The organism is Pseudoalteromonas ostreae (genome assembly GCF_018069805.1).
Classification (GTDB): domain Bacteria; phylum Pseudomonadota; class Gammaproteobacteria; order Enterobacterales; family Alteromonadaceae; genus Pseudoalteromonas; species Pseudoalteromonas ostreae.
Genome location: NZ_JAGPYN010000024.1, coordinates 1 through 26,132, shown reverse-complemented (window position 1 = coordinate 26,132; position 26,132 = coordinate 1). Strand labels below are relative to the sequence as shown.

Annotated in this window: 26 protein-coding genes; 17 read left to right on the top strand and 9 right to left on the bottom strand. The window is 41.3% G+C overall.

The features are described 5' to 3' along the window. Window positions 1-185: 185 nt before the first annotated feature. Together fadA and fadB are read right to left on the bottom strand one after the other, a co-directional pair. Entirely contained in the window at window positions 186-1,355 is a 1,170-nt protein-coding gene (gene fadA, locus J7338_RS16805; RefSeq protein WP_210798113.1) for an acetyl-CoA C-acyltransferase FadA, read from the bottom strand. A gap of 4 nt (window positions 1,356-1,359) precedes the next feature. Then, window positions 1,360-3,519: a fatty acid oxidation complex subunit alpha FadB gene (gene fadB, locus J7338_RS16800; RefSeq protein ID WP_210798112.1), complete on the bottom strand. Its 2,160-nt coding sequence runs from the start codon at window positions 3,517-3,519 to the stop codon at window positions 1,360-1,362. 194 nt (window positions 3,520-3,713) lie between these two features. Here fadB and J7338_RS16795 point away from each other — a divergent pair, with 194 nt between their 5' ends. The 9 genes from J7338_RS16795 (at window position 3,714) to J7338_RS16755 (ending at window position 12,714) form a co-directional block, all read left to right on the top strand. Beyond that, window positions 3,714-5,600, top strand: coding sequence for a transglycosylase SLT domain-containing protein (locus J7338_RS16795; protein ID WP_210798111.1), 1,887 nt, complete (start codon window positions 3,714-3,716; stop codon window positions 5,598-5,600). Window positions 5,601-5,688: 88 nt separating this feature from the next. Then, entirely contained in the window at window positions 5,689-7,011 is a 1,323-nt protein-coding gene (gene pepQ / locus J7338_RS16790; RefSeq protein WP_210798110.1) for a Xaa-Pro dipeptidase, read from the top strand. A 68-nt stretch (window positions 7,012-7,079) separates the two neighbouring features. After that, entirely contained in the window at window positions 7,080-7,694 is a 615-nt protein-coding gene (locus J7338_RS16785; RefSeq protein WP_210798109.1) for a YigZ family protein, read from the top strand. Between the two features lie 51 nt (window positions 7,695-7,745). Next, window positions 7,746-9,197 carry a TrkH family potassium uptake protein gene (locus J7338_RS16780; RefSeq protein ID WP_210798108.1) on the top strand — a complete coding sequence of 484 codons (1,452 nt, stop codon included), beginning with the start codon at window positions 7,746-7,748 and terminating at the stop codon, window positions 9,195-9,197. A 50-nt stretch (window positions 9,198-9,247) separates the two neighbouring features. Continuing rightward, window positions 9,248-9,928 (top strand): flagellar brake domain-containing protein, encoded by a 681-nt coding sequence (locus J7338_RS16775; protein WP_210798107.1) that lies wholly within the window; start codon window positions 9,248-9,250, stop codon window positions 9,926-9,928. 452 nt (window positions 9,929-10,380) lie between these two features. Continuing rightward, entirely contained in the window at window positions 10,381-10,593 is a 213-nt protein-coding gene (locus J7338_RS16770) for an EF-hand domain-containing protein (protein ID WP_210798106.1), read from the top strand. A 673-nt stretch (window positions 10,594-11,266) separates the two neighbouring features. After that, window positions 11,267-11,737 (top strand): OsmC family protein, encoded by a 471-nt coding sequence (locus tag J7338_RS16765; protein WP_210798105.1) that lies wholly within the window; start codon window positions 11,267-11,269, stop codon window positions 11,735-11,737. 481 nt (window positions 11,738-12,218) lie between these two features. Beyond that, on the top strand, window positions 12,219-12,431 hold the full coding sequence (locus tag J7338_RS16760) for an EF-hand domain-containing protein (RefSeq protein WP_064668277.1): 213 nt from the start codon (window positions 12,219-12,221) through the stop codon (window positions 12,429-12,431). A 67-nt stretch (window positions 12,432-12,498) separates the two neighbouring features. Beyond that, window positions 12,499-12,714 (top strand): EF-hand domain-containing protein, encoded by a 216-nt coding sequence (locus tag J7338_RS16755; protein WP_210798104.1) that lies wholly within the window; start codon window positions 12,499-12,501, stop codon window positions 12,712-12,714. 129 nt (window positions 12,715-12,843) lie between these two features. Here the strand turns inward: J7338_RS16755 and trkA are convergent, their stop codons facing one another. Genes trkA through def form a run of 4 tightly spaced genes read right to left on the bottom strand, consistent with a single transcriptional unit; the run spans window position 12,844 to window position 17,001 of the window. Then, window positions 12,844-14,220, bottom strand: a complete 1,377-nt coding sequence (gene trkA / locus J7338_RS16750; RefSeq protein ID WP_210798103.1) for a Trk system potassium transporter TrkA — start codon at window positions 14,218-14,220, stop codon at window positions 12,844-12,846. Between the two features lie 17 nt (window positions 14,221-14,237). Further along, window positions 14,238-15,527, bottom strand: a complete 1,290-nt coding sequence (gene rsmB / locus J7338_RS16745; protein ID WP_210798102.1) for a 16S rRNA (cytosine(967)-C(5))-methyltransferase RsmB — start codon at window positions 15,525-15,527, stop codon at window positions 14,238-14,240. Beyond that, the gene (fmt, locus tag J7338_RS16740) at window positions 15,520-16,473 is read right to left on the bottom strand and encodes a methionyl-tRNA formyltransferase (RefSeq protein WP_210798101.1); all 954 of its coding nucleotides are present in this window, start codon (window positions 16,471-16,473) and stop codon (window positions 15,520-15,522) included. The genes rsmB and fmt overlap by 8 nt, the downstream gene beginning before the upstream one ends. Window positions 16,474-16,494: 21 nt before the next feature. Then, window positions 16,495-17,001, bottom strand: coding sequence for a peptide deformylase (def, locus tag J7338_RS16735; protein WP_210798100.1), 507 nt, complete (start codon window positions 16,999-17,001; stop codon window positions 16,495-16,497). A 118-nt stretch (window positions 17,002-17,119) separates the two neighbouring features. Here def and J7338_RS16730 point away from each other — a divergent pair, with 118 nt between their 5' ends. The 6 genes from J7338_RS16730 (at window position 17,120) to hemF (ending at window position 22,020) form a co-directional block, all read left to right on the top strand. Further along, the gene (locus J7338_RS16730) at window positions 17,120-18,241 is read left to right on the top strand and encodes a LysM peptidoglycan-binding domain-containing protein (RefSeq protein ID WP_210798099.1); all 1,122 of its coding nucleotides are present in this window, start codon (window positions 17,120-17,122) and stop codon (window positions 18,239-18,241) included. A gap of 29 nt (window positions 18,242-18,270) precedes the next feature. Continuing rightward, a complete protein-coding gene (gene dprA / locus J7338_RS16725) occupies window positions 18,271-19,353 on the top strand; it encodes a DNA-processing protein DprA (protein WP_210798098.1) in 1,083 nt (360 codons plus the stop codon). 23 nt (window positions 19,354-19,376) lie between these two features. After that, entirely contained in the window at window positions 19,377-19,850 is a 474-nt protein-coding gene (locus J7338_RS16720; RefSeq protein WP_210798097.1) for a DUF494 family protein, read from the top strand. 73 nt (window positions 19,851-19,923) lie between these two features. Beyond that, entirely contained in the window at window positions 19,924-20,496 is a 573-nt protein-coding gene (locus J7338_RS16715; protein ID WP_182718494.1) for a DNA topoisomerase family protein, read from the top strand. Between the two features lie 37 nt (window positions 20,497-20,533). Further along, complete coding sequence (tsaC, locus tag J7338_RS16710; RefSeq protein ID WP_210798096.1) at window positions 20,534-21,100, top strand: L-threonylcarbamoyladenylate synthase type 1 TsaC; 567 nt, start codon at window positions 20,534-20,536, stop codon at window positions 21,098-21,100. Window positions 21,101-21,102: 2 nt separating this feature from the next. Further along, a complete protein-coding gene (hemF, locus tag J7338_RS16705; RefSeq protein WP_210798095.1) occupies window positions 21,103-22,020 on the top strand; it encodes an oxygen-dependent coproporphyrinogen oxidase in 918 nt (305 codons plus the stop codon). Between the two features lie 50 nt (window positions 22,021-22,070). Here hemF and J7338_RS16700 read toward each other — a convergent pair whose 3' ends face one another. Together J7338_RS16700 and J7338_RS16695 are read right to left on the bottom strand one after the other, a co-directional pair. Beyond that, on the bottom strand, window positions 22,071-23,672 hold the full coding sequence (locus J7338_RS16700) for a methyl-accepting chemotaxis protein (RefSeq protein WP_210798094.1): 1,602 nt from the start codon (window positions 23,670-23,672) through the stop codon (window positions 22,071-22,073). 99 nt (window positions 23,673-23,771) lie between these two features. Beyond that, entirely contained in the window at window positions 23,772-24,209 is a 438-nt protein-coding gene (locus J7338_RS16695; protein WP_210798093.1) for a group II truncated hemoglobin, read from the bottom strand. Window positions 24,210-24,276: 67 nt separating this feature from the next. Between J7338_RS16695 and aroE the strand changes: the two genes are divergently transcribed. Both aroE and J7338_RS16685 read left to right on the top strand, forming a co-directional pair. Further along, window positions 24,277-25,101 (top strand): shikimate dehydrogenase, encoded by an 825-nt coding sequence (gene aroE / locus J7338_RS16690; protein ID WP_210798092.1) that lies wholly within the window; start codon window positions 24,277-24,279, stop codon window positions 25,099-25,101. Beyond that, a complete protein-coding gene (locus tag J7338_RS16685) occupies window positions 25,098-25,352 on the top strand; it encodes a DUF1488 family protein (RefSeq protein ID WP_149983192.1) in 255 nt (84 codons plus the stop codon). The genes aroE and J7338_RS16685 overlap by 4 nt, the downstream gene beginning before the upstream one ends. Here J7338_RS16685 and J7338_RS16680 read toward each other — a convergent pair. Further along, a complete protein-coding gene (locus J7338_RS16680; RefSeq protein WP_210798091.1) occupies window positions 25,349-25,882 on the bottom strand; it encodes a gamma carbonic anhydrase family protein in 534 nt (177 codons plus the stop codon). The two genes, J7338_RS16685 and J7338_RS16680, sit on opposite strands and share 4 nt — an antisense overlap. Window positions 25,883-26,132: the final 250 nt, after the last annotated feature.

Here is a 26,132-nt window from a genome sequence, read left to right as displayed (position 1 = left end):
TAGTGGCGCTTAACGATTAATTTAAGGCTGCTAGTTTAACGGCCTCTGCGTGATAAATAAAGTCACTTCAAATAATGCTTTGAAGGCTTAACTTAAAGCGTCGCTACCCAAACTATAAAAAAGCCGCGTTGATTTTATCAACGCGGCTTTTTATCACCAAGAGTTGGTAACGTGTATGAGGCTAATTAGTCTTGTACACGTTCAAATACAGTTGCAATGCCTTGGCCTAGACCAATACACATAGTTGCTAAACCATATTTTGCGTTTTTGTCTTCCATTAAGTGAATAAGTGAAGTGCTAATACGCGAGCCTGAACAACCAAGTGGGTGTCCAAGGGCAATTGCGCCACCATTTAGATTCACTTTTTCATCAACCACATCTGCAAGACCTAAGTCTTTTAACACAGGTAGTGATTGTGCTGCGAATGCTTCGTTAAGTTCAGCAACATCGATGTCATCAATAGTGATACCGGCTTGTGCAAGTGCTTTTTTACTCGCTGGTACTGGGCCGTAACCCATGATTGATGGATCGCAACCTGCAACCGCCATGGCTTTAACACGTGCACGAATTGGTAAGCCTAAAGCTTTGGCTTTTTCTTCGCTCATTACTAACATGGCTGATGCGCCGTCAGAAAGTGCAGAAGAAGTACCCGCAGTAACAGAACCCGTAGCAGGATTAAACACAGGACGAAGCTGCGATAGGCCTTCTACCGTTGTTTCTGGGCGAATTACTTCGTCGTCTTCAACTAAAATTAGTGAACCATCTGCATCGTGACCTTCCATCGCAAGAATTTCACGGCGAAAACGTCCTTCAACCGTGGCAGCATGTGCACGTTGATGCGAACGGTAAGCAAACTGGTCTTGCTGCTCACGGCTAATGCCATGAATAGTAGCAAGGTACTCAGCGGTTAAACCCATAGAGCCTGAGGCTTGTGCAATTGATGTAGCTAGGCCTGGGTGAAAATCATTACCGTGAGTCATAGGTACGTGACCCATGTGCTCAACACCACCTATTAAGTAAGTGTCGCCAGCGCCGGTCATAATAGCGCGAGCGGCATCATGCAATGCTTGCATTGATGAGCCACATAAACGGTTAACTGTGGTTGCAGGTACTGAGTGCGGAATGCCCGCAAGTAATGATGCGTTACGTGCAACGTTAAAACCTTGCTCTAAGGTTTGTTGTACACAACCCCAATAGATATCGTCAATCGATGCAGGATCAACGGCTGGGTTGCGATCAAGTAAGCCCTTCATTAAGTGGGCGCTTAAATCTTCGGCACGCTTGTGTTTGAATACGCCGTTTTTAGAACGGCCCATTGGCGTGCGGATACAATCTACAATTACTGGAGTATTCATGGTCTTATCCTTCCACCTTATAGAAAATACGGCCTTCTTCAGCCCATTTGCGAGTTTGTTCAGATACTTGGTAAATCGCACCTAGATGAGCGTATTTGTCAGCTGTTGCAACAAAGTTAGCCAGTCCTGTTTGATCTAAGTAACGGAACGCGCCGCCTCTAAATGGAGGGAAACCAATACCGTAAATAAGCGCCATATCAGCTTCTTGTGGAGAAGCAACAATGTTTTCTTGTAAACACAGTAGCACTTCGTTGATCATTGGTATCATACAACGGTCGATAATTTCTTGTTTATCAAACTCTTTTGGAGCATCTGTGATTGAGCTAAGTAATTCAACTGCTTGCGGGTCTTGGGCTTTTTTCAAGCGACCACGACGATCTGGCGCATATTGATAGAAACCCGCTTTGTTCTTTTGACCAAAACGTTTTTCGTTAGCAAAAACAGTAACAGGATCTTTCTCTGCACGAGACATACGCTCAGGGAAACCATCTGCCATTACACCAGTACAATGGTAAGCAGTATCAATACCTACAACATCAAGTAGGTAAGCCGGGCCCATTGGCCAACCAAATACGTTTTCCATTACTTTATCTACTTTGGCAAAGTTAGCGCCTTCAACAACTAATTTACTAAAGCCTGCAAAATATGGGAATAAAACGCGGTTTACAAAGAAGCCAGGGCAGTCGTTCACAACAATTGGCGACTTACCTAGTTTTAATGCGTAATCAACAACTGCATTAATGGTTTTTTCAGACGTTTTCTCGCCGCGGATAATTTCAACTAATGGCATTTTTGGCACTGGGTTAAAGAAGTGCATACCACAGAAGTTTTCAGGCTTTTCTAGCGCCGTTGCCAGCTCGTCAATACGAATAGTCGAAGTGTTAGAGGTTAAAATAGTGCCTGCTGGCATGTCTTTTTCTAGCTGTGCTAACACTGATTGCTTAACTTTAGGGTTTTCAACAACCGCTTCAACGATAATATCAGCACTTTGTAAGTCGCTATCATTTAGAGTCGGTTTGATTTTACCTAACGTGGCAACCATTTTTTCCATAGCCATATGGCCACGTTGTACTTTTTGACCAAGCAGCTTAGAGGCTTCACCCATACCTAAATCAAGCGCATCTTGTTGGATGTCTTTCATGATAATAGGTGTGCCTTTATACGCAGATTGGTAAGCGATACCGCCGCCCATGATACCTGCGCCAAGTACAGCGGCTTGATTAATTGTTACATCACTGCCTTTAGCTTGCTTACGTGCTTTACCTTTGATGAACTGATCAGCAAGGAATATACCTGTTTGTGCGGCAGCTTCTGGAGTACGAGCAAGTTCAGCAAAGTTGGCATTTTCGATTGCCATTGCTTCATCTCGAGTACAGTTTGCTGCTGCTTTAATAGTACGAACTGCCATAATAGGAGCAGGATAGTGGCCTTTGGTTTTACCCATAACCATACCTTCAGCCATTGCAAAGCTCATACCTTGCTCAACACGGTTCAATTTAAGTGGTTGTAGTTTAACGTTACGTTTTGCTTGCCAATCCAGCTTGCCAGCAATGGCTAATTCAAGTGTTGAAATACCTGACTCTAAAAGTTTGTCAGCACTAACTACCGCATCAACTGCACCTACTTTAAGGGCATCTGCAGCGCGGTTTTCAGCACCTGATGTGATCCAAAGCATAGCATTATCGGCGCCAACGATGCGTGGCAAGCGAACTGTGCCACCAAAGCCAGGCATTATGCCAAGTTTTACTTCTGGAAGGCCAATTTTAGCGTTAGAGCTTGCAACGCGATAATCGGTAGCAAGTACCCACTCACACCCGCCGCCAAGTGCTAAGCCATTGATAGCGCTTAAAGTTGGGAATGGTAAATCTTCTAGCGCGTCAAAAACATCAGTGGCATCTTTGATCCAGGCTACTAATTCAGCTTCTGGTTTAGTAAATGTTGGTAAAAACTCGAAAATATCGGCGCCAATAATAAAGTGGTCTTTATCACTGGTAAAAATCATGCCTTTGATATCGCTGATTGTGGCTAATTCTTTTAATGCAGAGGCGCAATCTTTCAAGGTTTGCTGAGACAAAGTGTTTACAGAACCTGCAACACAAAATTTGAACTCGGCGATATTATCCTTGATGAAAGCAACTTCAAAGGAATCGCTTTTATATAACATTATTATTCTCCCTAGTTAGTGAACTAAGACTGGTACGATGAGTTTGCATTTCAATCAGTGTGCTTGCTTTAAATTAAAAATGCAACGAAAAATTTACTGTGGAGTCTTACTACTGGTTAAAATATAGCTTGTTTGGTGCTAAGGTGTAGACGAAGTGTTTGTCTTTTATTTACCTTTGAATATTTAAGGTCATTATGAAAAAACAATTTTTAAGTGTAACGGCAGCAGCATTATTATTCCCTTTATTTTCTGCCTACGCTAATACGGAGCATGACGCATTTTTAGATGCTGAAAAAAAAGTGAAGTATGCTAGTTATCAAGAGTTTAAAGAAGTTACGGCACAGCTAGACCATCCATTAAAGCCTTATGTAGAGCAAGTATATTGGCAGCGCCATCCGGATATTGAGCACCAATCTGAAATTGAACGTTATTTAACTATTTATCAAAGTACACCTTTAGAGTGGCCAGTACGTAAAGCATGGTTACAACATTTGCAAAAGCAAAACCGCAAAGCCGCTTTTATTAATAATTATCGTGAGACTACAAATAGTGAACTGACTTGTACTTACTTGCAGTATCAGCTTGATTTAGGGGCGCCAGAACAAGCGATAATGAGACAAGTAACAAATTTATGGACTGTCGGGAAATCACAGCCAGAAGAATGCGACTCACTATTTAATACTTGGCGTAAGAAAGGTTATATGAGCCAAAAGCAGGTATGGCAACGCATTACGTTATCGGCACAAGGTGGCTCGCAAAGGTTACTGCCATACTTAAAAACTTTATTGCCGAAAAATGAGCAATACTTGGCTGACTTTTACCGAAAAGCTCGCAGTGATCCTAGTGCAGTAGCTGGAATGTATCGTTATAAGCATAAAACAGTGAAAGAAAGTGAAATTGCGCACTATGGAATTAAACGCTTAATTTGGCGAGATAAAACTTTAGCGCTCAAGGCTTGGGAAAAGTTAGACAAAATGTTTAACTATTCTGACGAACAAAAGGCTGATGTGTATTATAGCTTTGCTTTAGCGTTGGCATCAAGAGGTCACCCAGAGGCACGTTTTTGGTTGAGTAAAGTGCCCAAAGATCGCCAAGACCGTAAATTAATGCAATGGCAATTAGGCAATATGCTAAAAACTCAAGATTGGCCAGGGATCATTGCGTTTTTTACCGGCAAAGAAAACTTAAGTCTAGGTCAACAATATTGGTTGGCATACAGTTTAGCGCAACGAGGTGACATTGAGCGGGCTAAAGTTATTTGGCAAGCTGTGGCAAAAGAGCGTGATTATTATGGTTTTTTGGCTGCTGCGCGGTTGGGGTTACCAATTGAGCTCAATAACCAACCTTTGTTGGTGAGCGAAAAATTAATGAATGAGGTCGCTAATGCCCCAGGTTTTAAACGTGCTAAAGCGATGTATGAACTTGAGCGGTTTACGTCGGCTCGTCGCGAATGGAATTATTTAACAAGCACTTCTAGCGATGAAGAAAAGCTTGCGGCTTCAAAACTGGCAGCAGAATTAGATTGGTACGACAGTACTATTTATACTTTAGCGCAAATTAAGGCATGGGATTATGTAGAGTTACGTTTCCCATTTGCTTTTCAAGATTTATTTGAGCGTTATAGTAAACGTAATCATATAGATGTTACTTGGAGCATTGCTATTTCGCGCCGTGAAAGCTCTTTTGCACCTGATGCACGTTCTCATGCAAATGCGCGTGGCTTAATGCAGTTATTACCAAGTACAGCAAAGTATGTAAATAAAAGCACTGTTTCTGGAACCCGTTTAAATCAGCCGAGAACAAATATACGGTTAGGCACAGAGTATTTAGAATATTTAAAAAAGAAAAACCATGGCAACGAAATACTAGCAACTGCCTCGTATAACGCCGGTTACCATAGAATCAAAAAGTGGCTACCAGATGAAGCCATACCGGCTGAACTATGGATTGAACTTATCCCGTACCGTGAAACTCGGGAATACGTAAAAAATGTATTTGCTTATCGTCAGGTTTATCACACGCGTTTAGGGCGCGAAGGAAACATATTGGCACCAATATTGGATATGAAGATGGGTGGCTAAGGCGCAAGTGCTTTAGCGCATCTGCATTGGGGTTAAACAGGGTCTATGTTAGACTTGAAATAAGTTAAATTTAACAGATGGGTTTTCTATGGATAAATTAGCCGTTTTATATGCCGAACATATTGCAACATTGCAGCAGCGTACTCGTACTATTATTGAACGTGAAGGATTAGAAGGTTTAGTGATCCATTCAGGACAAGCTAAACGTCAGTTTTTAGACGATATGTATTATCCGTTTAAAGTTAACCCGCATTTTAAAGCTTGGTTACCGGTCATCGATAATCCGCATTGTTGGATTGTTGTAAATGGCAGTGATAAACCAAAACTAATTTTTTATCGCCCTGTCGACTTTTGGCACAAAGTGCCTGATGAGCCAAGAGATTTTTGGGCTGATTACTTTGATATCGAGCTATTATTACAGCCTGATCAAGTTGAAAAACTATTACCGTACGATAAAGCGAAGTACGCTTATATCGGTGAATACTTAGAAGTAGCTCAAGCGCTAGGCTTTAGCATTATGAACCCAGAGCCGGTGCTCAATTACTTTAATTACCACCGCGCTTATAAAACTCAATACGAACTTGAATGCTTACGCCAAGCTAACCGTATTGCGGTTGATGGCCATAAAGCGGCGCGTGATACCTTTTTAAACGGTGGCTCTGAATTTGATATTCAGCAAGCGTATTTAATGGCTACTCGCCAAAGCGAAAACGAAATGCCGTATGGTAATATTGTTGCGCTTAACGAAAATTGCGCTATCTTGCACTACACTTATTTTGAGCCTCAAGCCCCAAAAGCACATCATTCGTTTTTAATTGATGCTGGCGCTAACTTTAATGGCTATGCTGCAGATATAACCCGTACTTATGATTTTAAAAAGTCGGGTGAGTTTGCCGAATTAATTGCTGCAATGACACAACATCAAATTGCATTGGGTCAAGCATTAAAGCCAGGCATGCTATACGGTGAACTGCATTTAGATTGTCATCAACGTATTGCTCAGGTGCTTAGTGATTTTAATATTGTTAAGTTACCAGCCGCTGATATTGTTGAGCGCGGCATTACGTCGACTTTCTTCCCGCATGGACTTGGTCATCATCTTGGTTTACAAGTACATGATATGGGTGGCTTTATGGCCGATGAGAAGGGCGCGCATCAAGCGCCACCTGAAGGTCATCCATTCTTGCGTTGTACGCGCTTGATTGAGAAAAACCAAGTATTCACGATTGAACCTGGTTTATACTTTATCGATTCATTGCTTGGCGATTTAACGCAAACTGACAATAAGCAGTTTATTAACTGGGAAAAGGTTGAAGCGTTTAAACCGTTTGGTGGTATTCGTATAGAGGACAACATTATTGTTCACGAAGATAGCTTAGAAAATATGACCCGTGATTTATCGTTAGATTAATTATCAGGTGTTAAAAGTTGGGGCCATATGGCCCCATTTTTTGCTTCATTATTTGGGTTTATCAAAGAATGTCAGAATATAAGTACCCAGCAGCAACCGTTTTTCATCAAGAAGAAATAAAAAAAAGCACCTTTATTGTGCATATCGCTCATACGCCAGATTTAGCCTCGGCAAAAGCGTTTATCCGTGAGATTGAAAGTAAATACAGTGATGCTCGTCATAACTGTTGGGCGCATGTTGCAGGCAATCCTGGTGGTAGTCATGTTTATGGTTTCTCTGATGATGGTGAGCCAAATGGTACGGCAGGCAAGCCTATGCTTAATGTGCTAATGGGCTCGGGGCTTGGAGAAGTCACCGCAGTAGTTACTCGTTACTTTGGCGGTATAAAATTAGGCACTGGCGGATTAGTTAGAGCATATGGCGGCTCGCTAAATAATGCCTTGGCACATTTAACAACTACATTAAAAGTTCCTAGTGTTGAGCTGGTGGGTTGCAGTGATTACAGCGGGCAAGGAGCGATAGAGCAGTTACTAAAAACGCAATTTCAAGTACTTAACATAGAAAAGCAATTTACTGCTAATATTGAATGGGTTATTACTATAGATAGCCGCCAAGCCACACAGGCCATAAAAGATATTTATGATTTGAGCCATGGCGCGGTTGAGTTAAGTATTAAACAGTAAGACAATAGCATTTACGCACTAATCATTACTTAATAAAAAAGCGATAGCTCAATGCAATTTCGTACCATTATAAAAATTCTCGGCCAACTGGTTGTACTGTTCAGTATCACTATGGTGCCGCCGGCAATTGTATCGCTCATTTATAAAGATGGTGGTGGCGTGCCATTTGTCCTCGCATTTATATTCAGTGTGATTATTGGCTTACTTGCATACTATCCAAATAGACGCGAGCAGGGAGATTTAAAAGCTCGCGAAGGTTTTTTAATTGTGGTGCTATTTTGGTTAGTTCTAGGGGCATTCGCATCTTTACCGCTGATTTTTTTACAAGAACCTAATTTATCCTTAGCGGATGCGGTATTCGAAGCGTTTTCAGGGCTAACTACAACTGGTGCTACAGTGTTAACAGGCATTGAATATCTCCCTAAATCGGTATTGTTTTATCGCCAACAACTGCAATGGTTAGGCGGTATGGGGATAATCGTATTAGCGGTTGCAGTGCTACCCATGCTTGGCGTTGGTGGTATGCAGTTGTATCGAGCTGAAACTCCAGGGCCTGTGAAAGATTCCAAAATGACGCCACGTATCGCTGATACCGCAAAACATCTTTGGTATATTTATGTGTCATTAACTATCGCGTGTACTTTGGCGTATTGGGCTGCCGGAATGAATTGGTTTGATGCTATTTGTCATTCATTTTCTACTGTTGCAATAGGTGGATTCTCTACTTACGATGCGTCTATGGGGCACTTTGATAGTCCATTAATTAACTTTATTTGTGTGGTATTTTTAATTATCGCTGCAGTCAATTTCACTTTGCATTATGCGGCCGTTTCGAGTAGAAATCTCAGAGTGTATATCCGCGACCCTGAGTTTAAAGTGTTTTTGTTTATTCAATTGGCGCTAGTGATAGTGTGTTTTACGGTACTATCGTCCAATAATATATATGCAAACGGTGACGAAACGCTTGATCAGGCGCTATTTCAAGCGGTATCGATTAGTACTACTGCGGGTTTTGCCACCGATAATTTTTCAGCATGGCCGTTGTTCTTGCCTATTTTACTGATATTTTCGAGTTTTATTGGTGGTTGTGCGGGTTCTACAGGCGGCGGTATGAAAGTCGTTAGGGTGTTTTTACTTTATCTACAAGGAATACGTGAGCTTAATCGGCTAGTGCATCCTCGTGCTATTTACTCTATTAAACTTGGCCGTAAAGCATTGCCAGATAAAGTAGTTGAAGCCGTCTGGGGATTTTTCTCTGCTTATGCGCTGGTATTTGTCATTATTATGTTAGCGTTAATGGGCACCGGTATGGATAATATAACGGCGTTCTCAGCCACCGCAGCTTGCTTAAATAACCTCGGCCCTGGTTTGGGGGATGTTGCGTCGCATTATGGCGCTATTAGTGATGGCGCTAAGTGGTTATTAACCATTGCGATGGTGTTCGGGCGATTAGAGATATTCACCTTATTAGTGTTGTTTACACCGACCTTTTGGCGTGGTTAATTTTTATAAAAGCGAGCACTTGTACAAGGTTATTTATAATTGGAAAGGAAATGGCAAAAACAAGACAACAATTAAACCTAGAAAACCTTGCCTATATTAGTGCTGGTAGCATTGTTGATGTCGAAATCTTAACACCCACAGCCAGCAAACGAATTAAAACTGAATTTGTTGGTTTATTACATGAGCGTTTTGTGATCTTAAATTACCCCTCAGCAAAGCGTTTAGGTAATGCTGGTGAATACTTAAAAGATGGCGCCGTGGTGATCGTCAGAGCGGTGCTTGAAAGCGGTGGTGGGCAAATTATAGCATTTCGTCAGCAGATCATGTCCGTGTCGTCGCATCCAGCACGACTTATTTATTTAAATTTCCCAACTCAAGTGCAATTATTTAGTTTACGCTCACAAACCCGTATTCCTACATTATTAGCTGCAAAAATAAAGTTTAATGATGAACGCGAGATGCAAGGAGTTATTAAAGATATCTCAGTGACAGGGGTGATGTTTGATGTAAAAAGCAAAGCCGATCTCAGTGAATTAAAGAATGCTCAGTGTCATATTATGCTCGATAAAAACAATACAGGTGTTACTGAGTTTAGTGGACAAATATGCAGTGTTAAAAGCCATGCCGCTAGCACGCAGTTTGGTATTCAACTAACGGCAAGTGAAGAAGAGATGAAAACTTTCATGAAAGACCACTTTATTGACCTTTCAGTACTTGAGCCGCTTGTATAAATTTGAGTATATTCGCTATTTTGCGACAAAATAGCGAATATACTGTAATTCACCTTAAAGAACTCTAAATTTATTTTTATTGTTATTAATTATCAGTAACATAGATTTTTTATTTATTTCAGTTGCTAATTTTCAGCTGGTTAATTTCAGCGCCTGTCACTTTTCTTGCCTATAAAAATATAAATACGAACACTGTAAGTACGGATCTGTGTCTTTTCTATTAAACCTAATCAACTGATTTTTATAAACTATATTTTATAGGTGGTTTACGTGTTGCTAAAAAGCAACAAAAAACACCATAAATAACCAGTTAAAAGTGAATTTTATTTCTAAGCTTTTGATTTTAAGGGTTTTTTAAGGTGTGGCATCGAAGTTGTAATACACTAGTTGCACAGAACGAAAATGTGATTAACACATCGTTCAAAACCATAAACATTGAAGGAATATTAATTATGAACACATTAAATAAAACATTAGCACTTATCGCACTAGCATCTTCATCAGCAGCATTTGCAGGTACTGACTTTGACACGTTAGATATTGATGGCAGTGGTGCAATTAGCCAAAGTGAAGCGTCTGTTGATGCTGAGCTTATGAGCAAGTTTACTGAACTTGATACTGATGGTAACGGTGAGTTATCAAAAGAAGAGTTTTCAAACGCGTAATTCAACCTTCGCGCACAAGGAATCTCGAAAAGGATTTTACATTGATTACGTTCAAAAGCAGCCAATACCCCCGGGCTGCTTTTTTTATGCCTGTGTGCTTCCTGTGCGGTTTCGTATATTATTTACAATATAAATACATCAGCTTATTATCGTGGTATTAGTTTATATTTAGTACTAAGCACGGGTATATGGATTGTTGCTGGGGTGTATATCGCTGGTAGGTGTTATCCAAACTATAGTCATGCAAAGCAATTTTGCAGCGAGCTCGGTGCTGCTGACAGTCCCGCGGTAAAACTATCCCCGCTTATTAGCGGCAATTCTTATTGCTGTAAGTTCATATACCAGTATTTCATTTCGGCTTTTTTCAATTTTGTGTGTATTACCTGCTACTTTTAGTTTTGTTGACGCAAGCATTTAAGCAAAAAGGCAGTGCAGGCTTATCACGATTATCTTATGGTGTGCAGTTGTTGTCGATCCTGACTTTCAAAGTCAAGGTATTGGTGCGTTGATTATGGATAATATAGAAATATATTTGGCTGGGGCAGCAAAAAAGATGCAACCATCGGACTGCTCTCAGCTAAAGGTAAAGAATCTTTTTATGCTCGTTACGGATATTTAAGTAGGCCGGATAAAGCTCTGGGCTGTGTAAATTTACTTAGGATGAAAAATTTCAATGTCTGAATATGTAGCAAGTGTTGTCTGGTCTCGCCAAGCGGAAGAGTTGTTTATCGATAATAAATATAGCCGAGCTCACCAGTGGCAATTTGATGGTGGGGCAAGGATTGATGCATCTTCTGCTCCAGATATAGTGCCATTGCCGTATTCGGTTGCAGAAAATGTTGATCCAGAAGAAGCGTTTATTGCTTCGCTATCCAGTTGTCATATGTTGTTCTTTTTATCTATTGCAGCGAAAAATAAACTTACGGTTGATAGCTATCAGGATGACGCGGTTGGTTTAATGCAGCACACTAGTGATGGCCGTATGTCGATGACGCAAATCACTTTAAAACCCTGTGTGCAATTTGCTAATAATGAGCAACCTAGCATAGTGAATTTGGAGGCCATGCATCATCAGGCTCATGAATTGTGTTTTATCGCCAATTCAGTGAAAACCGCTATTGTGATTGAAATTGTCCAACCTTAACTAACTCCTGTCATATCGTTGCTATTGTTTTCGCATAATGGCAACAATTCCCACTTTTTAAATAAAAAGCCTGCTTTTCTTATTTGTTTCGCGAAATTCATTTTATTTTTATTATCTTTCAATTGGTTATAAATTAAAAATATTTATTTTTTATCAACTAAATTTGCTGTTCAGTTGTGGTTTGGGTCGCTGGGGTAGAAAATTCAACTGTTTTTGCTAGTACCGCTGTTTATGTGTCATTTTAATTAATTTTAACTATTTGATTTTAAATTGTTTATTAATCCTCATGAAATCTGCGTTGCTAAATTGCAACAAGTAAAGCCGCAGGAATTTCAAAAAACCACCAGCAAACACTGTAAGGCATTGATTTATATTAATAATAAAATGTTGGCATCGAAGTTGTAGTACTCTAGTTGTATTTAACGAAAAGGTGATTATCACTACAACGTTCACCACCATAAACTTTGAAGGAATATTTATTATGAACACATTAAATAAAACATTAGCACTTATCGCATTAGCATCTTCTTCTGCAGCATTCGCTGGCACTGATTTTGATACGTTAGACGTTGATGGTAGTGGCACTATAAGCCAAAGTGAAGCGGCCGTTGATGCTAAGCTGATGAGCCAGTTTGCAGAGCTTGATACTGATCAAAACGGTGAGTTATCAAAAGAAGAGTTTTCAAAAGCGTAATTTCAGTTTCCACAAACAGGGATCTCTGAAAAGGATTTCTTTCTTTTAAATTATTAGGAATAACACTATGAAACATATTAATACAGCACTTGCTATTTTTGCCTTGGCGGCTTCATCAACTGCGTTTGCAGCAGTTAATTTTGACACCTTTGATACCAATGGCGATGGCGTGATCAGCCAACAAGAAGCGTCAGTAAATGCACAGTTAGTTGAAATTTTTGCTGACTTAGATACCGATCAAAATGGTGAGTTATCAAAAGAAGAGTTTGCCAGAGTGCAATAAGCTTATATAAATTATATGGTTATACAAAAAGCAGCTTAATTAAGCTGCTTTTTTCTTCGGCGTTTGCATATATGGATGTGAAATTCACCTTTCGATACATTTGGTTTGTTTCGAAAGGTGAGGAGTGATTTAGAGAAAGATTGCACTAACTTGGAATAGTTTTTCAACTACATTGATATGTTTTTTATCAATCAAAAACATAATAACGTGGTCGCCAGAGTGGATAATGGTATCGTCGTGAGCAATGAGCACGTCATCGTTACGAACAATCGCGCCTATGGTAGTACCAGCCGGCAGCTTAATATCAGCAATTGCACGGCCAACCACTTTTGAGGTGTGTTCGTCGCCATGGGCTACCGCCTCAATGGCTTCTGCTGCACCTTTACGTAATGAATACACATTAACAATGTCGCCGCGGCGAACATGGGTAAGTAAGGCTGAAATAGTTGCTTGCTGTGGTGAAATGGCAATATCAATTTCGCCACCTTGTACTAAATCAACATATGCACCGCGCTGAATAAGCACCATGGTTTTTTGTGCACCCATGCGTTTGGCAAGCATGGCTGACATAATATTGGCTTCATCATCATTAGTTACTGCGATGAATACATCAACTTGCTCGATATGTTCTTCTGATAACAACTCTTGATCAGATGCATCACCACAAAACACCACTGTATTATCAAGCATTTCTGATAATTGTTCGGCACGCTCTTTATTACGTTCAAGTAATTTTACACTGTGGTTTTTTTCAAGGGAGCGGGCGAGTCCAGAGCCAATGTTACCGCCACCAGCAATCATAATCTTTTTGTATGAACGCTCTAATTTTTGTAGCTCATTCATTACTGCGCGAATATGTTTGGTGGCCGCAAGGAAGAATACCTCATCATCCGCTTCAATAACCGTTGTGCCAAGCGGCTTGATGGCTTTACCTTGGCGGTAAATTGCAGCAACACGGGTTTCAACGTTGGGTATGTGTTCTTTTAATGCTGATAGCGCATACCCTACCAATAGGCCGCCATAATAAGCCTTTACTGCAACCAGCGAGAGCATGCCATCGCCAAACTCTAAAACTTGCAACGCACCAGGGTAATCAATTAAACGACGGATATATTTGGTCACTAGTTGCTCTGGAGCAATGTAGTGATCAACTGGTAGGTCGTTGTTTTGAAATAGCTTCTCTCGGTATTTTAAGTATTGTTCTGAGCGGATCCGAGCAATTTTAGTCGGAGTATTAAAAATACTATACGCGACTTGGCAAGCGACCATGTTCACTTCATCTGAACTGGTCACTGCGATGATCATATCGGCGTCTTCTGCACCGGCGCGGCGTAATACATCAGGGTGGGCACTATGACCTGTAACACCCTGTAGATCGTATTTATCTTGTAACTCACGTAATCGGTTGCCATCAATATCAACAACCGTGATTTCGTTTTGTTCACCTACCAGATTTTCAGCGAGTGTACCGCCTACTTGTCCTGCACCGAGTATGATTATTTTCATGATTTACTAAAAGCTTCTTATGAGTGTGTTTTTATAAGCTTGGCATAATAAAATCCGTCACTCTCACCAGGCAGTAACTGCAGCCCAGGGTTGCTTGGGGTATCGTTATCATGTAGCGGGATATGTTCAACATCATTATTATTTGCTAAAAACTTAGCGACTTGCTGTTGGTTCTCTTGTGGTAATACCGAGCAGGTTGCATAAATTAGCGTGCCACCTAGTTTCAATAATGGCCAAATGCTATTGAGGATATCGCCTTGGAGTGTCGCCAGATCATTGATATCTGATGCTCGACGTAGCCATTTGATATCTGGGTGACGACGAATAACACCCGTTGCAGAGCAAGGAACGTCTAATAGAATGCGGTCAAACTGTTGCTCATCCCACCATTTGTGTGGCTGCGAAGCATCGGCACATTGTAAGTCGGCACCTAAACCAATTCTTTCAAGGTTTTGCTTTACACGTTCAAGGCGGGTGGCATCGCTATCAAGTGCCAGCACATCAGCATCTGCGAGTTCTAGAATGTGACAGGTTTTACCACCGGGTGCTGCGCAGGCATCTAAAATATGCTCGTCAGCTTTTGGATCTAACAAGCGTGCCGCAAGCTGTGCTGCTGCATCTTGTACTGAACATGCGCCGGTGTCGAATTCTGGCAAGGAAAACACATCGCGGGGTTTATCCAGCTTAATACCATCAGGGAAATCAGGATTGAGTGTATGTTCAATGTCATTAGCAGTGAGCATTTCGCTATATTCAGCGGTGCTATATTGCGCTTGGTTAACACGCAACCACATTGGTGCTTGCTGCTGGTTCGCTGCTAGTAGAGCTTGCCAAGAGTCAGGGTAAGCTTCTGTTACTTGTTTGATAAACCAGTTTGGGTGGTTGTATAAACACACAGGTATTTGTTTGGCTTTTTCTTCAAGCTCTGCTTGCTGGCGCTGAAAGCTGCGTAAAATAGCGTTGATCAAGCCTTTTAAACCCAGTGCACGCAGTTGCTCTAATGCATTAACCGTTTCGCTAATGGCTGCATGCGGTGGAACCCGCATATGTTGTAGTTGGTAAATGCCCACATACAGCAAGAACTGGAATATGCGGCGCTTACCTTTAAGTGGCTGCTCAACTAAATGTTGACAATAATTTTCTAAACTTGGTAAATAACGCAGTACGCCGTAACAAATTTGCTGCAATAACGCTTTATCTTTAGGTGGTAAACCTTGGCTGGCAAAAGGTAGCTCTTGATTTAATGAGGCGCCTTTATCAACCACGTTATATAAAGTTTCGGCGGCAAGCGCCCTGACATTACTCATTGTGTTCGCCTATTCGTGTGCCAGGAGTTACCCAGTCTGCTCGACCATTTAAAAAGTCAGTAATGGCCATTGGCTTTTTACCTTGTGGTTGTACTTGAGTGATATTAAGTGCGTTAGTACCACAGGCAATCATAATACCGTGTTTATCGCTTTGTAATACCGTGCCGGCCGTGCCTTGCTGCTCAACAACATTGGCTTGATAAACTTTTACAGTGTGTTCGCCCATTTGGGTAAAACAGACCGGCCATGGATTGAATGAGCGGATATTACGCTCTATTTGCGCTGCGTCCATCGACCAATCAATATTTGCTTCGTCTTTCGATAGTTTTTTAGCGTAATTGGCAAGTTCGTCATTTTGTACTTGCGGGGTAATTTCGCCATTAGCTAACTTAGTAATGGTGTCTATTAGTGCGCTTGGGCCTAAATCGGCAAGCTTAGCGTATAAACTTGCACTTGTTTCAGTGGCGGTAATAGGGCAGCGGCTAATATGTAGCATGTCGCCGGTATCTAGGCCTTCATCCATTTGCATTATGGTCACGCCAGTTTCTTCATCGCCGGCCCAGATAGCGCGTTGAATTGGCGCAGCACCACGCCAGCGCGGTAAAATTGAGCCGTGTACATTTAAACAACCAAACCGTGGCGCCTCTAAAATTGCTTTTGGTAACAGTAATCCATAAGCGACCACGATCATAAGGTCAGCATTTAAGCTGCTTAGTTCAGCCAGAGCGTCGTCACTTTTTAATGAGGCAGGTTGAAACACTGCTAACTCATTGGCCAGTGCGAGCTCTTTCACTTCACTGGCTTTGAGTTTTTTACCGCGTCCTGCTGGACGGTCGGGTTGGCTATACACGCCAACAATTTGATGCTCAGAGTCGATAAGAGCTTGTAAATGGCGCGCTGCAAAGTCTGGCGTACCGGCAAAAATAATGCGTAATGGTTGTGTCACTGAGTTTTCCTAAGGTGCTTATTATTGTGCTGATAACTTAGCTTCTTTTTCAAGCTTTTTACGAATACGTTGGCGCTTTAGTGGCGATAAATAATCGATAAATAATTTGCCTTTTAAGTGATCTAATTCGTGTTGAATACAAATTGCTAATAACTCATCGGCATCTAAGCTAAACTCTTCGCCATTTTCGTTTAATGCGTTCACTGTGACTGTTTCTGCGCGGTCAACTTTTGCATAAGAGTGTGGCACAGATAAACAGCCTTCCTCACTTACCGTGGTGCCATCTTGTTTAGTGATTGTTGGGTTGATCAACACTAACGGTTCATCACGTTCTTCTGATACGTCAATGACCACAATACGTTGATGAATATCGACTTGAGTCGCAGCTAATCCAATGCCGTTTTCATCATACATAGTTTCCAGCATGTCTTTTACAATTTGGCGAATTTGGTCGTCAACTTGCATCACTTCTTTTGCTATTGTACGTAAACGCTCATCTGGAAATCTTAAAACTTCTAACCTAGCCATAGTAACCTTTTTCACTTGTGCTTAATTTAGGGTATTGTATGCTCTTATTTTAGCCATTCGCGTTCACCTTTAACAGGTTTTGGTTGATAATAATGAAAAAACACCAAAAGGAAGCTCAATGAGATACCCATTATTCGCGGCAATGTTGGCATTAAGTGCAACTTTTCCATCGTTAGCTGATGTATTGACAATAAAAAAAGATGCTCCTAAACAATACGTTGTAAAAAAAGGCGATACACTTTGGGATATTTCTGGGATTTATTTGCAAGAGCCTTGGCAGTGGCCAGAACTTTGGAAAATGAACCCGCAAATTAATAATCCACACCTAATTTATCCTGGGGATGCGCTGTCTTTAATCTATGATGAGTACGGTAATCCACGCTTGGTGATTAATCAGGGTTATAAAAAGCTTTCTCCATATGGTCGTATTACGTCAAAAGGTAAAAATGCGATCCCTACTTTACCCCTTGAGCTGCTGCGCCCTTACTTAACCTTTGAGCAAGCACTAAATGTTGATGACATTGCCGATAAACCCTATATTTTAGGTGCCAATGTTAATACTAAAATGAATACTGAAGGTCATATAGTTTATGTTAAAGGTGAGCTGAAATTACACGAGTCATACGCTATTTACCGCAAAGGGGATGCATACGTTGATCCGCAAACGAACGAAGAGTTGGCTAATAAAGCACAATTAGTGGCGGTGGGGCGTGTATTTAGAAAAGGTGATATTACGAATGGTATACCTGCTTCAGTTAAAATTGAACAGGTAAAGAGAGAGATCAAAGCGGGTGATTTTTTAATGCCTGCGATAGAAGGTCAGCTATTACCTGCGTACTTTAATATGCATCGTTCTGAGCAGCCAGTGCAGGGTGAAATCATCGCATCAGTGACAGGGTTACGAGAATTCAGCACAATGGATATAGTAGTGCTAAACTTAGGGTCAGAGCAGCAAGTTAAAGAAGGCCACATTTTAGATATTGAGCGCCAATCACCGACTGTTTTTGATGGTCGCAATGGCCCACGGTACAAAGAAGATTCAAATAGTCTCGAAAAGTTAATAACAAACGCTAGCGAATTTTTTGGCGTTGAGGCCGATGCCGACACTACTGTGTGGCATATGCCAAAAGAACAGGTTGGGCAACTAATGGTGTTTAAAGTTTATAAAAACGTTAGTTATGCCTTAATCGTAAAAAACCAGCACCCAATCCGAGTCGGTGATTTTGCAGTTATAAATTAATTCAGGTTTGAGCGCTCTAAGGAGGGAGCATGAAAGATTCATCAGGCAAGCTAACCCATTGGCTTGCCTTTTATTTATGTAAAGGCTTAGGTGTTAAAAGCTTATTAGCATTGGCACAAAAACTGCCATTAGATGATTTGTTTGAGCTAACTCATGAACAGCTCACAAAACACGGTTTGAGCCAGCAGGTAGCCACTAATTTACTGGCAACCGATTGGCAGCAAGTCGATTACTATCAAAAGGTACTAAGCGACCTACAGATAACCACAATTGATTACTTCGATCCTCACTATCCACCATTATTAAAAGAAATAGCTAGTGCGCCTTTGTTGCTATTTTGCCGAGGTAATATGGAGTTATTGAACAGTCCGCAAATTGCTATTGTTGGAAGCCGCAATGCCACGCCAATCGGCTTAGAGATCGCTGCTGAATTTGCTTATCAACTCACTTTAGCGGGATTAACGGTAACTTCCGGAATGGCACTAGGTATCGATGGTGCTGCCCACAAAGGAGCACTGGCGGGCAATGGTAAAACCATTGGAGTGCTTGGTACTGGAGTGGATGTTTATTATCCTAAACGACATAAGTTACTTACCGATCAAGTATCTGAACAGGGACTATTGGTGAGCGAGTTTTTACCCGGTACAGCCGCTAATGCTAATAACTTCCCAAGGCGTAACCGTATAATATCCGGTTTGTCATTAGGTGTGCTGATTGTCGAGGCTGAAATAAAAAGCGGCTCGCTTATCACCGTGCGTTATGCGCTGGAGCAAAATAAAGAAGTTTTTGCAGTGCCGGGTTCAATTAAAAATCCGCTCTCCGAAGCCAGTCACTTTTTAATTAAACAAGGTGCAAAGCTGGTGGGAAATGTTAGTGATATTCTCGACGAAGTGAGCTTTTTCTGCGAAAACAGTCTATATACTATAGAAGAAGCAACAGTTGATGAACCTGCCTGCGAAATACTAAATAGTGTTGGTTTTGAAGTAACTGCGGTGGATATAATTGCTCAGCGTAGTCAGTGGCCAATAGACAAAGTACAAGCGCGTTTACTTGATCTTGAATTAGAAGATAGAGTCGAGCGTGTATTAGATGGCTATATTAGAGTTCGATAAGCTTTAGTGTGGAGGAAAGTAACATGTTCGATATCCTCATGTATCTGTTTGAAAACTATATTCACAGCGAAGCTGAAGTCTTTGTTGAGCATAATGAACTCACTGATGAATTATTACGTGCTGGCTTCAATAAGCCCGAAATATACAAAGCACTTGATTGGCTTGAGCAGCTTGCTGATTTGCAGCACAGTGATGAATTCCCTTATTTAAACCGCCTCCCACAACATGCGATACGTATTTTTACCGACAGTGAATGCCAAATGCTGAGCGTAGAGTGTCGGGGCTTTTTAATGTTTGTTGAACAAGTCGGAGTGATCAACAGCGCAACGCGTGAAATGGTTATGGATCGTTTGTTCGCATTAGATAAATCTTATATATCACTTGATGATTTAAAATGGGTGGTACTTATGGTGTTGTTTAATGTGCCAGGCTCAGAGCAAGCTTATGCACAAATGGAAGAACTTATTTTTGATGAGCCGGCAGAGGTACTACATTAAGCAAGTGCTGCGCTTGTATCTTTAATTAGTTTGGGTATATTAGGCGAAAATTAGTCAGCTGCTTAGGGAACACATGAGTAAAATCGACCAATCGCTTTTTTCTGCAAATCAACATGCCTTAGAAAAAGAATACGAAGTGTGCCCTAAATGCGGTTCGGAGCTTGTGATCCGCAACAGTAAATCAGGTCCTTTCCTTGGCTGTGCGAGTTACCCCGAATGTGATTTTATTCGCTCGCTTGCTCAACATGATACTCAACAAATCAAAGTACTTGATGATAGCCCTTGTCCAGAGTGTGGTAATCCGCTAGTAGTGAAGAATGGCCGCTATGGTATGTTTATTGGCTGTACGGGTTATCCTGAGTGTCACTATATTGCTCATGATGAGCCTGAGCCAAATGAAGAAGTTTTACCTGCTTGCCCTAAGTGTAAAAAAGGCCAGTTAGTGGCGCGTAGTAATAAATTTGGTAAAACATTTTATTCATGTAATAGCTATCCAAGTTGTAAATACACACTCAATCACAAACCAGTTAGCCATATCTGCCCCGCGTGCCAATGGCCAGTAATGATGCAAAAGCAAATGACCAATAGTGTTGTGCTACAATGCCCTCAGAAAAGTTGCTCGCATAAATTCACGGTGAGCGAATAATTACCGGCTTTAATTTTATTGTATTTGGAGATTTTCAGTGACTGATACTACCTCAGTTCCTTTAACTGCCCTTGCTGCTGTGTCGCAAGGCGGGGTTATTGTTTACCCAACCGAAGCTGTTTATGGCTTAGGCTGTGACCCCGATAATCAGCAAGCTGTAGAGCGCTTACTGGCAATAAAGCAGCGGCCCGTTGAGAAAGGCTTAATTTTAATTGCCGATAATTATGGGCAATTATTAAAGTATGTTGATGATGCAAAAATTCCGATGGATAAACGCGCTGACATTTTTTCCAGCTGGCCCGGCGCAATTACTTGGGTTATGCCTGCAGCTAAAGGTACGCCTAAATGGTTAACAGGGCAATTTGATAGTATTGCTGTGCGTGTAACTAATCACCCAACAGTAAAGCGCTTATGCCAAGAATTAGGCAAACCTCTAGTGTCTACTAGTGCTAACTTATCAGGACATGATACGCTCACTAGTATTGCAATGGCTAAATGTGAGTTTGGCGAGCTGGTGACATTTTATGTAGATGAACCACTTGGTGGTAACACGCAGCCTAGCACTATTAAAGATGTAATGACCGGCAAAGTATTTAGAGGATAACCATGCACAGCAATTTACTCGAACAAGTAAAAACCTACCTGATGGCATTGCAAGACACAATTTGCCAAGGTTTAGAGCAAGCTGATGGCCAAGCCAAGTTTGTAGAAGACAGTTGGCAGCGCGAAGAAGGCGGTGGTGGGCGAACTCGTGTTATTCGTGGTGGCAATGTGATCGAGCAAGGTGGGGTGAACTACTCGCATGTGTTTGGTGCTTCAATGCCGGCATCGGCAACTGCGCATCGTCCAGAACTTGCTGGTCGTAGCTTCCATGCCTGTGGTGTCTCGCTAGTGATCCACCCAAACAATCCACATATTCCAACGAGCCATGCTAACGTACGCTTTTTCATTGCAGAAAAGCAAGGTGAGGAGCCTATTTGGTGGTTTGGTGGTGGTTTTGACTTAACGCCATTTTATCCTGAGCTTGAAGATGTTCAACATTGGCATCAGGTCGCGCATGATTTATGTGTGCCGTTTGGAGATGAGGTTTACCCTAAATATAAAAAATGGTGTGACGAGTATTTTTACCTTAAACATCGCGATGAAACGCGCGGTGTCGGCGGTTTGTTCTTTGATGACTTAAATGAGCAAGGGTTTGAGCAAAGCTTTGCCTTTATGCAAGCAGTAGGCAATGGCTTTTTAGGTGCTTATTTACCTATTATTGAACGTAGAAAAGCAACCCCATTTACTGAGCAGCAACGAGACTTCCAACTTTATCGTCGTGGCCGTTATGTTGAGTTTAACTTAGTGTGGGATCGTGGCACTTTATTTGGCTTGCAAAGTGGCGGACGTACAGAATCAATATTAATGTCGATGCCGCCGCTAGCGCGTTGGGAATATAACTATACACCCGAAGAAGGCAGTGCTGAAAATAAGCTATACGCTGACTTTTTAAAACCAAGAGACTGGTTAGGGCTAGCATAGTAAGCAGGCTGCCAGTCAATATCTGCTTTATTGATTGGCAACTTTAAGTATTACATCAATTTAAAGCTTCTTACTTGCTCATCCAGTGAGCGCGCTAGATTTAACAGCTCCTCACTTACTTTTTGGTTATCGTTAGCATCCACTAATGACCGCTCAGCGTTATCACTAATACCAATAACACTCCTATTTATTTCCTCTGCGGCTAAGTTTTGTTGTTCTGTCGCGTCGGCTATTTGAATATTAAGTTGATTTATTTCATTCATCTGCATAGAAATATCTTTTAAAGCTTGAGCAACATTTTTTACTTGTTGCGCTCTAGCATCAGCCTCCTCACACGATTCACCCATGGTTTTAACTGTTTGCGCTGCTTCGGATTGTAGTTTGTCGATTGTGCGACGAATTTCATCGGTGGATGCATGAGTACGAGTTGCCAACGTACGTACTTCATCAGCCACCACAGCAAAGCCCCGACCAGCTTCACCTGCACGTGCGGCTTCAATCGCAGCATTAAGAGCTAACAAGTTAGTCTGTTCAGCAATACTGCTAATCACTTCGAGTACTTTTCCTACCTCAAGTGTTTGTACTTGTAGTTGACTTACTTGTGCTGCAGCTTGGCGAACATCGTCTGCCAATTGATTAATACTGAGTTCTGTTTGTTCAGCAACATGCATACTTTGTTGTGCCAGTTCATTACTGTTCTCTGATTTTTCAGAGGCAAAGTGAGTGGTGTTTTTTACTTCATTAGAGGAGCTCTCTAGTTCGTTTATAGCAGCTGCCACGGAGTCGGTATTTTTCTTTTGCTCTAAAATAGCGCGCTCAGTAGTATCCGCTGAGGTATAAATTTTTTCTGCTGAGTGGATCAATACTCTTGATGAATGAGATACTTGAGCAATATTATCTTTAAAGGTGGCGATCATCTTATTAAAGCTGGTGGCGAGCCAACCCAGTTCATCTTCAGCGCTATCGTCAATTCGCAGGCTTAAATCTTTGTTGGTTGTAGCTAAATGCATAGCATGACCAAGTTTTTTAAGGCGTACAATAAAAATTTGTCTAAACATAATGCCCAGTAATACAAAGGCAATAATAAAAATTATAGAGAGTAATGCGGTATTTACTAGGGTGTTGTAAGTCACCGCATTATCAATATCAGCTAATGAGTAACTAATTTTAACTACGCCGAGTACATCACCTTCTTGTGCTTGATGACAGCCAAGGCAATTAGTGCCTTTATAATCGCTACTGGCAAACATAGGGCGCAGAAAAGTCATACTGCGACTATTATTTTGCTGATCAATTAGCAATGTTTCCTTGCCTTTTAAAGCCTCACGTTCAATATCGTTGCTCGGCGCTTGATTTTTATTGCCCGGCCCATAAAGTTTATTAACAATTGGGGAGCGAATAATATGCGCATCTTCAATATTTGGGTGTTTGCGTAGTTTTTGGCTTAATAGCTCTCTATTTGCCATGGTGCCTGTGATCATCAAAGTATTGATAGAGTCAAAGTAGTTATCAGCAAGAAGCTTAATATTTTCTGCAACAGTGTCTTGCGCAAGCGTTCGTTGTTGGCTTGAGCTACTAAGAATACTGGCAATTAACACAATAATACCTGTTAGGGCCAATAAGGCATAAATCTTATGTTGGATTGATTTCACACGCACGACGCTTTTTCTAAATATTTGATCACGTATTATCTATATTAAAAAAAAGGCCGTTTTGACTTGGCGCAAATAACGTGCAGTTAAAGAGCAGTGCTAGTGCTGATTAATCATATGACTGGCAAGTTGTGCCAAAGATTTACGTAACCCTTCTCGTAATAAGGGATTATCAATTTCCGCGTCTAACGCTTTATTCATGCAATACATCCATTGATCTCGTAAATCTTGATCAATTGGAAAAGGCATATGGCGTTTACGTAGCATAGGGTGACCATGTTTTTCAACAAACAAGTCTGGGCCGCCTAACCACCCTGATAAAAACTCAAAAAACACTTGGCGAATACGGTCTAATGGTTGAGGATGCATATCATATAACGGTTTAGCGTATTCATCGCTGGCCATAATGTCGTAGAATCGATTCGCAAGTGCTAAAGCACCAGCTTCTCCACCCATCAGTTGATAAGGTGTTTTTTCTGGCGTTGGTGCTTGCTGTTGTTCTGGTGGTTTCGATTTTGAAAATAATCGTTTAATCATAGTTTTATCATCATTAATTAGCAGTAAGTTACGAGGTAATGTTACTGCACAAAGAGGTTGCTCAAATATGGACAAATATGCAGTTTTTGGAAATCCTATTAAACACTCAAAATCCCCTGCGATACATCAGCAATTTGCAACCTCATTGGGCGAACAAATCGAATACAGCGCAATATTAGCACCGATTGATGGTTTTAAAAAAGCCGTGGCCGATTTTTTTGCCACAGGCGGTAAAGGGGCTAATGTTACAGTGCCATTTAAAGAGCAAGCATTTGCGCTAGTTGATGAGCGAACTGAATTGGCAACCATTGCCGGAGCAGTAAATACTATTAAGTTATTAGATGATGGGCGCTTACTAGGTGACAACACCGATGGCATCGGTTTTGTGAACGATCTGCTTGCGAATCAGGTTACCATTAAAGATAAACGGGTCTTACTAATAGGTGCAGGAGGCGCTGCACGTGGCGTGGTTTTGCCGCTATTGGCACAACAGCCGAGTGAAATCATCATAGTTAATCGTACGGCAGCAAAAGCTAAGGAACTGGCTGAATTATTTGCCCAATACGGTAATGTAACTGGCTATGGTTTTGATGATTTACCAGTAAGTGATTACTCGCTAATTGTAAACTCTACATCTAGCAGTATGCTTGGTGAATTGCCTGCACTTGATAAAAAACACCTTGATGGCTGTGAACATGTTTATGATATGTTTTATTCACAGCAAAATACGCTGTTTATGCAATGGGCTCAGGGCTATAAGGCTAATATTAACGTACTTGATGGAAGTGGCATGCTAGTAGGGCAAGCTGCACAAGCCTATTTTGTGTGGCGCAATAATATGCCTGAAATACTCCCTGTTGTTCGGGCATTAAAAACCGGAGAGCTTGCATGAACCAAGCAATCCAATTTATCGACCGATTTGAATTTAACGTACAATCCCAGCAGTTAACGTTTTTTGCTCAAGTAAGTGGCTTAATGGTTGAATGTGTCATTGACACACACACGCTAGCATTGGCAGACCAACAAGCTGCAAAGTTACATTTTGAACAGGCGCGTTTTGACTATGAAGATATAGCCGAGCAACTAATCGAGAATGAAGAATATAACTCGGCAGGACAAATCATTGTTTCAGTGCTGAGTTAATCCTCAGCTAGATACTCATCTTTAAGCTCAACATAATTAGTTGCTGATATTTTTAAAAAACTCAGCTCTTGCTCGGTTAAAGGGCGCGCCTGCTTTACTGGACTACCCACATAGAGAAAGCCCGATTCCAAGCGCTTGTTTGGTGGAACTAATGAACCGCCACCAATTATCACATCATCTTCAACAATGGCATTATCCATTACAATCGCGCCCATGCCGACTAAAATACGATTACCCAAACAACAGCCGTGCAACATAACCTTGTGACCAACGGTAACATCATCACCAATAATTAATGGATAACCATCTGGGTTACTTTTACTGGCACGCGTTAGATGTAACACGCTGCCGTCTTGCACGTTAGTACGTTTACCAATGCGTATATAGTTAACGTCCCCTCGTGCTGCTACTAATGGCCAAACACTACTATCTTCACCTAATGTGATATCACCAACTAAAACAGCCGACTCATCTATATAAACAGATTGGTTAAAACGAGGAGTAATTCCTTTATAAGAACGGATTGCCATAAAACACCTAATAAATTAAGAATAAGTTCAACAGTAAGAGGTAAATAGTGTAGCAGTAGAGCCTATAAAATGGCCAGCTAGGATCTGTGCTGTATACTAAACTAGCACTTTTGAGCTGTTTAGCGTGTAAATTGAACGAACAGTACTTTATTTCAAGTTTTCTTTAAAAAACGCTTGCGTAAAATTCGCCGCGCCCTATAATGCGACCCCACTGAGACGGCAGACAGCAACGCTTAGCGAGGCAGGAGCT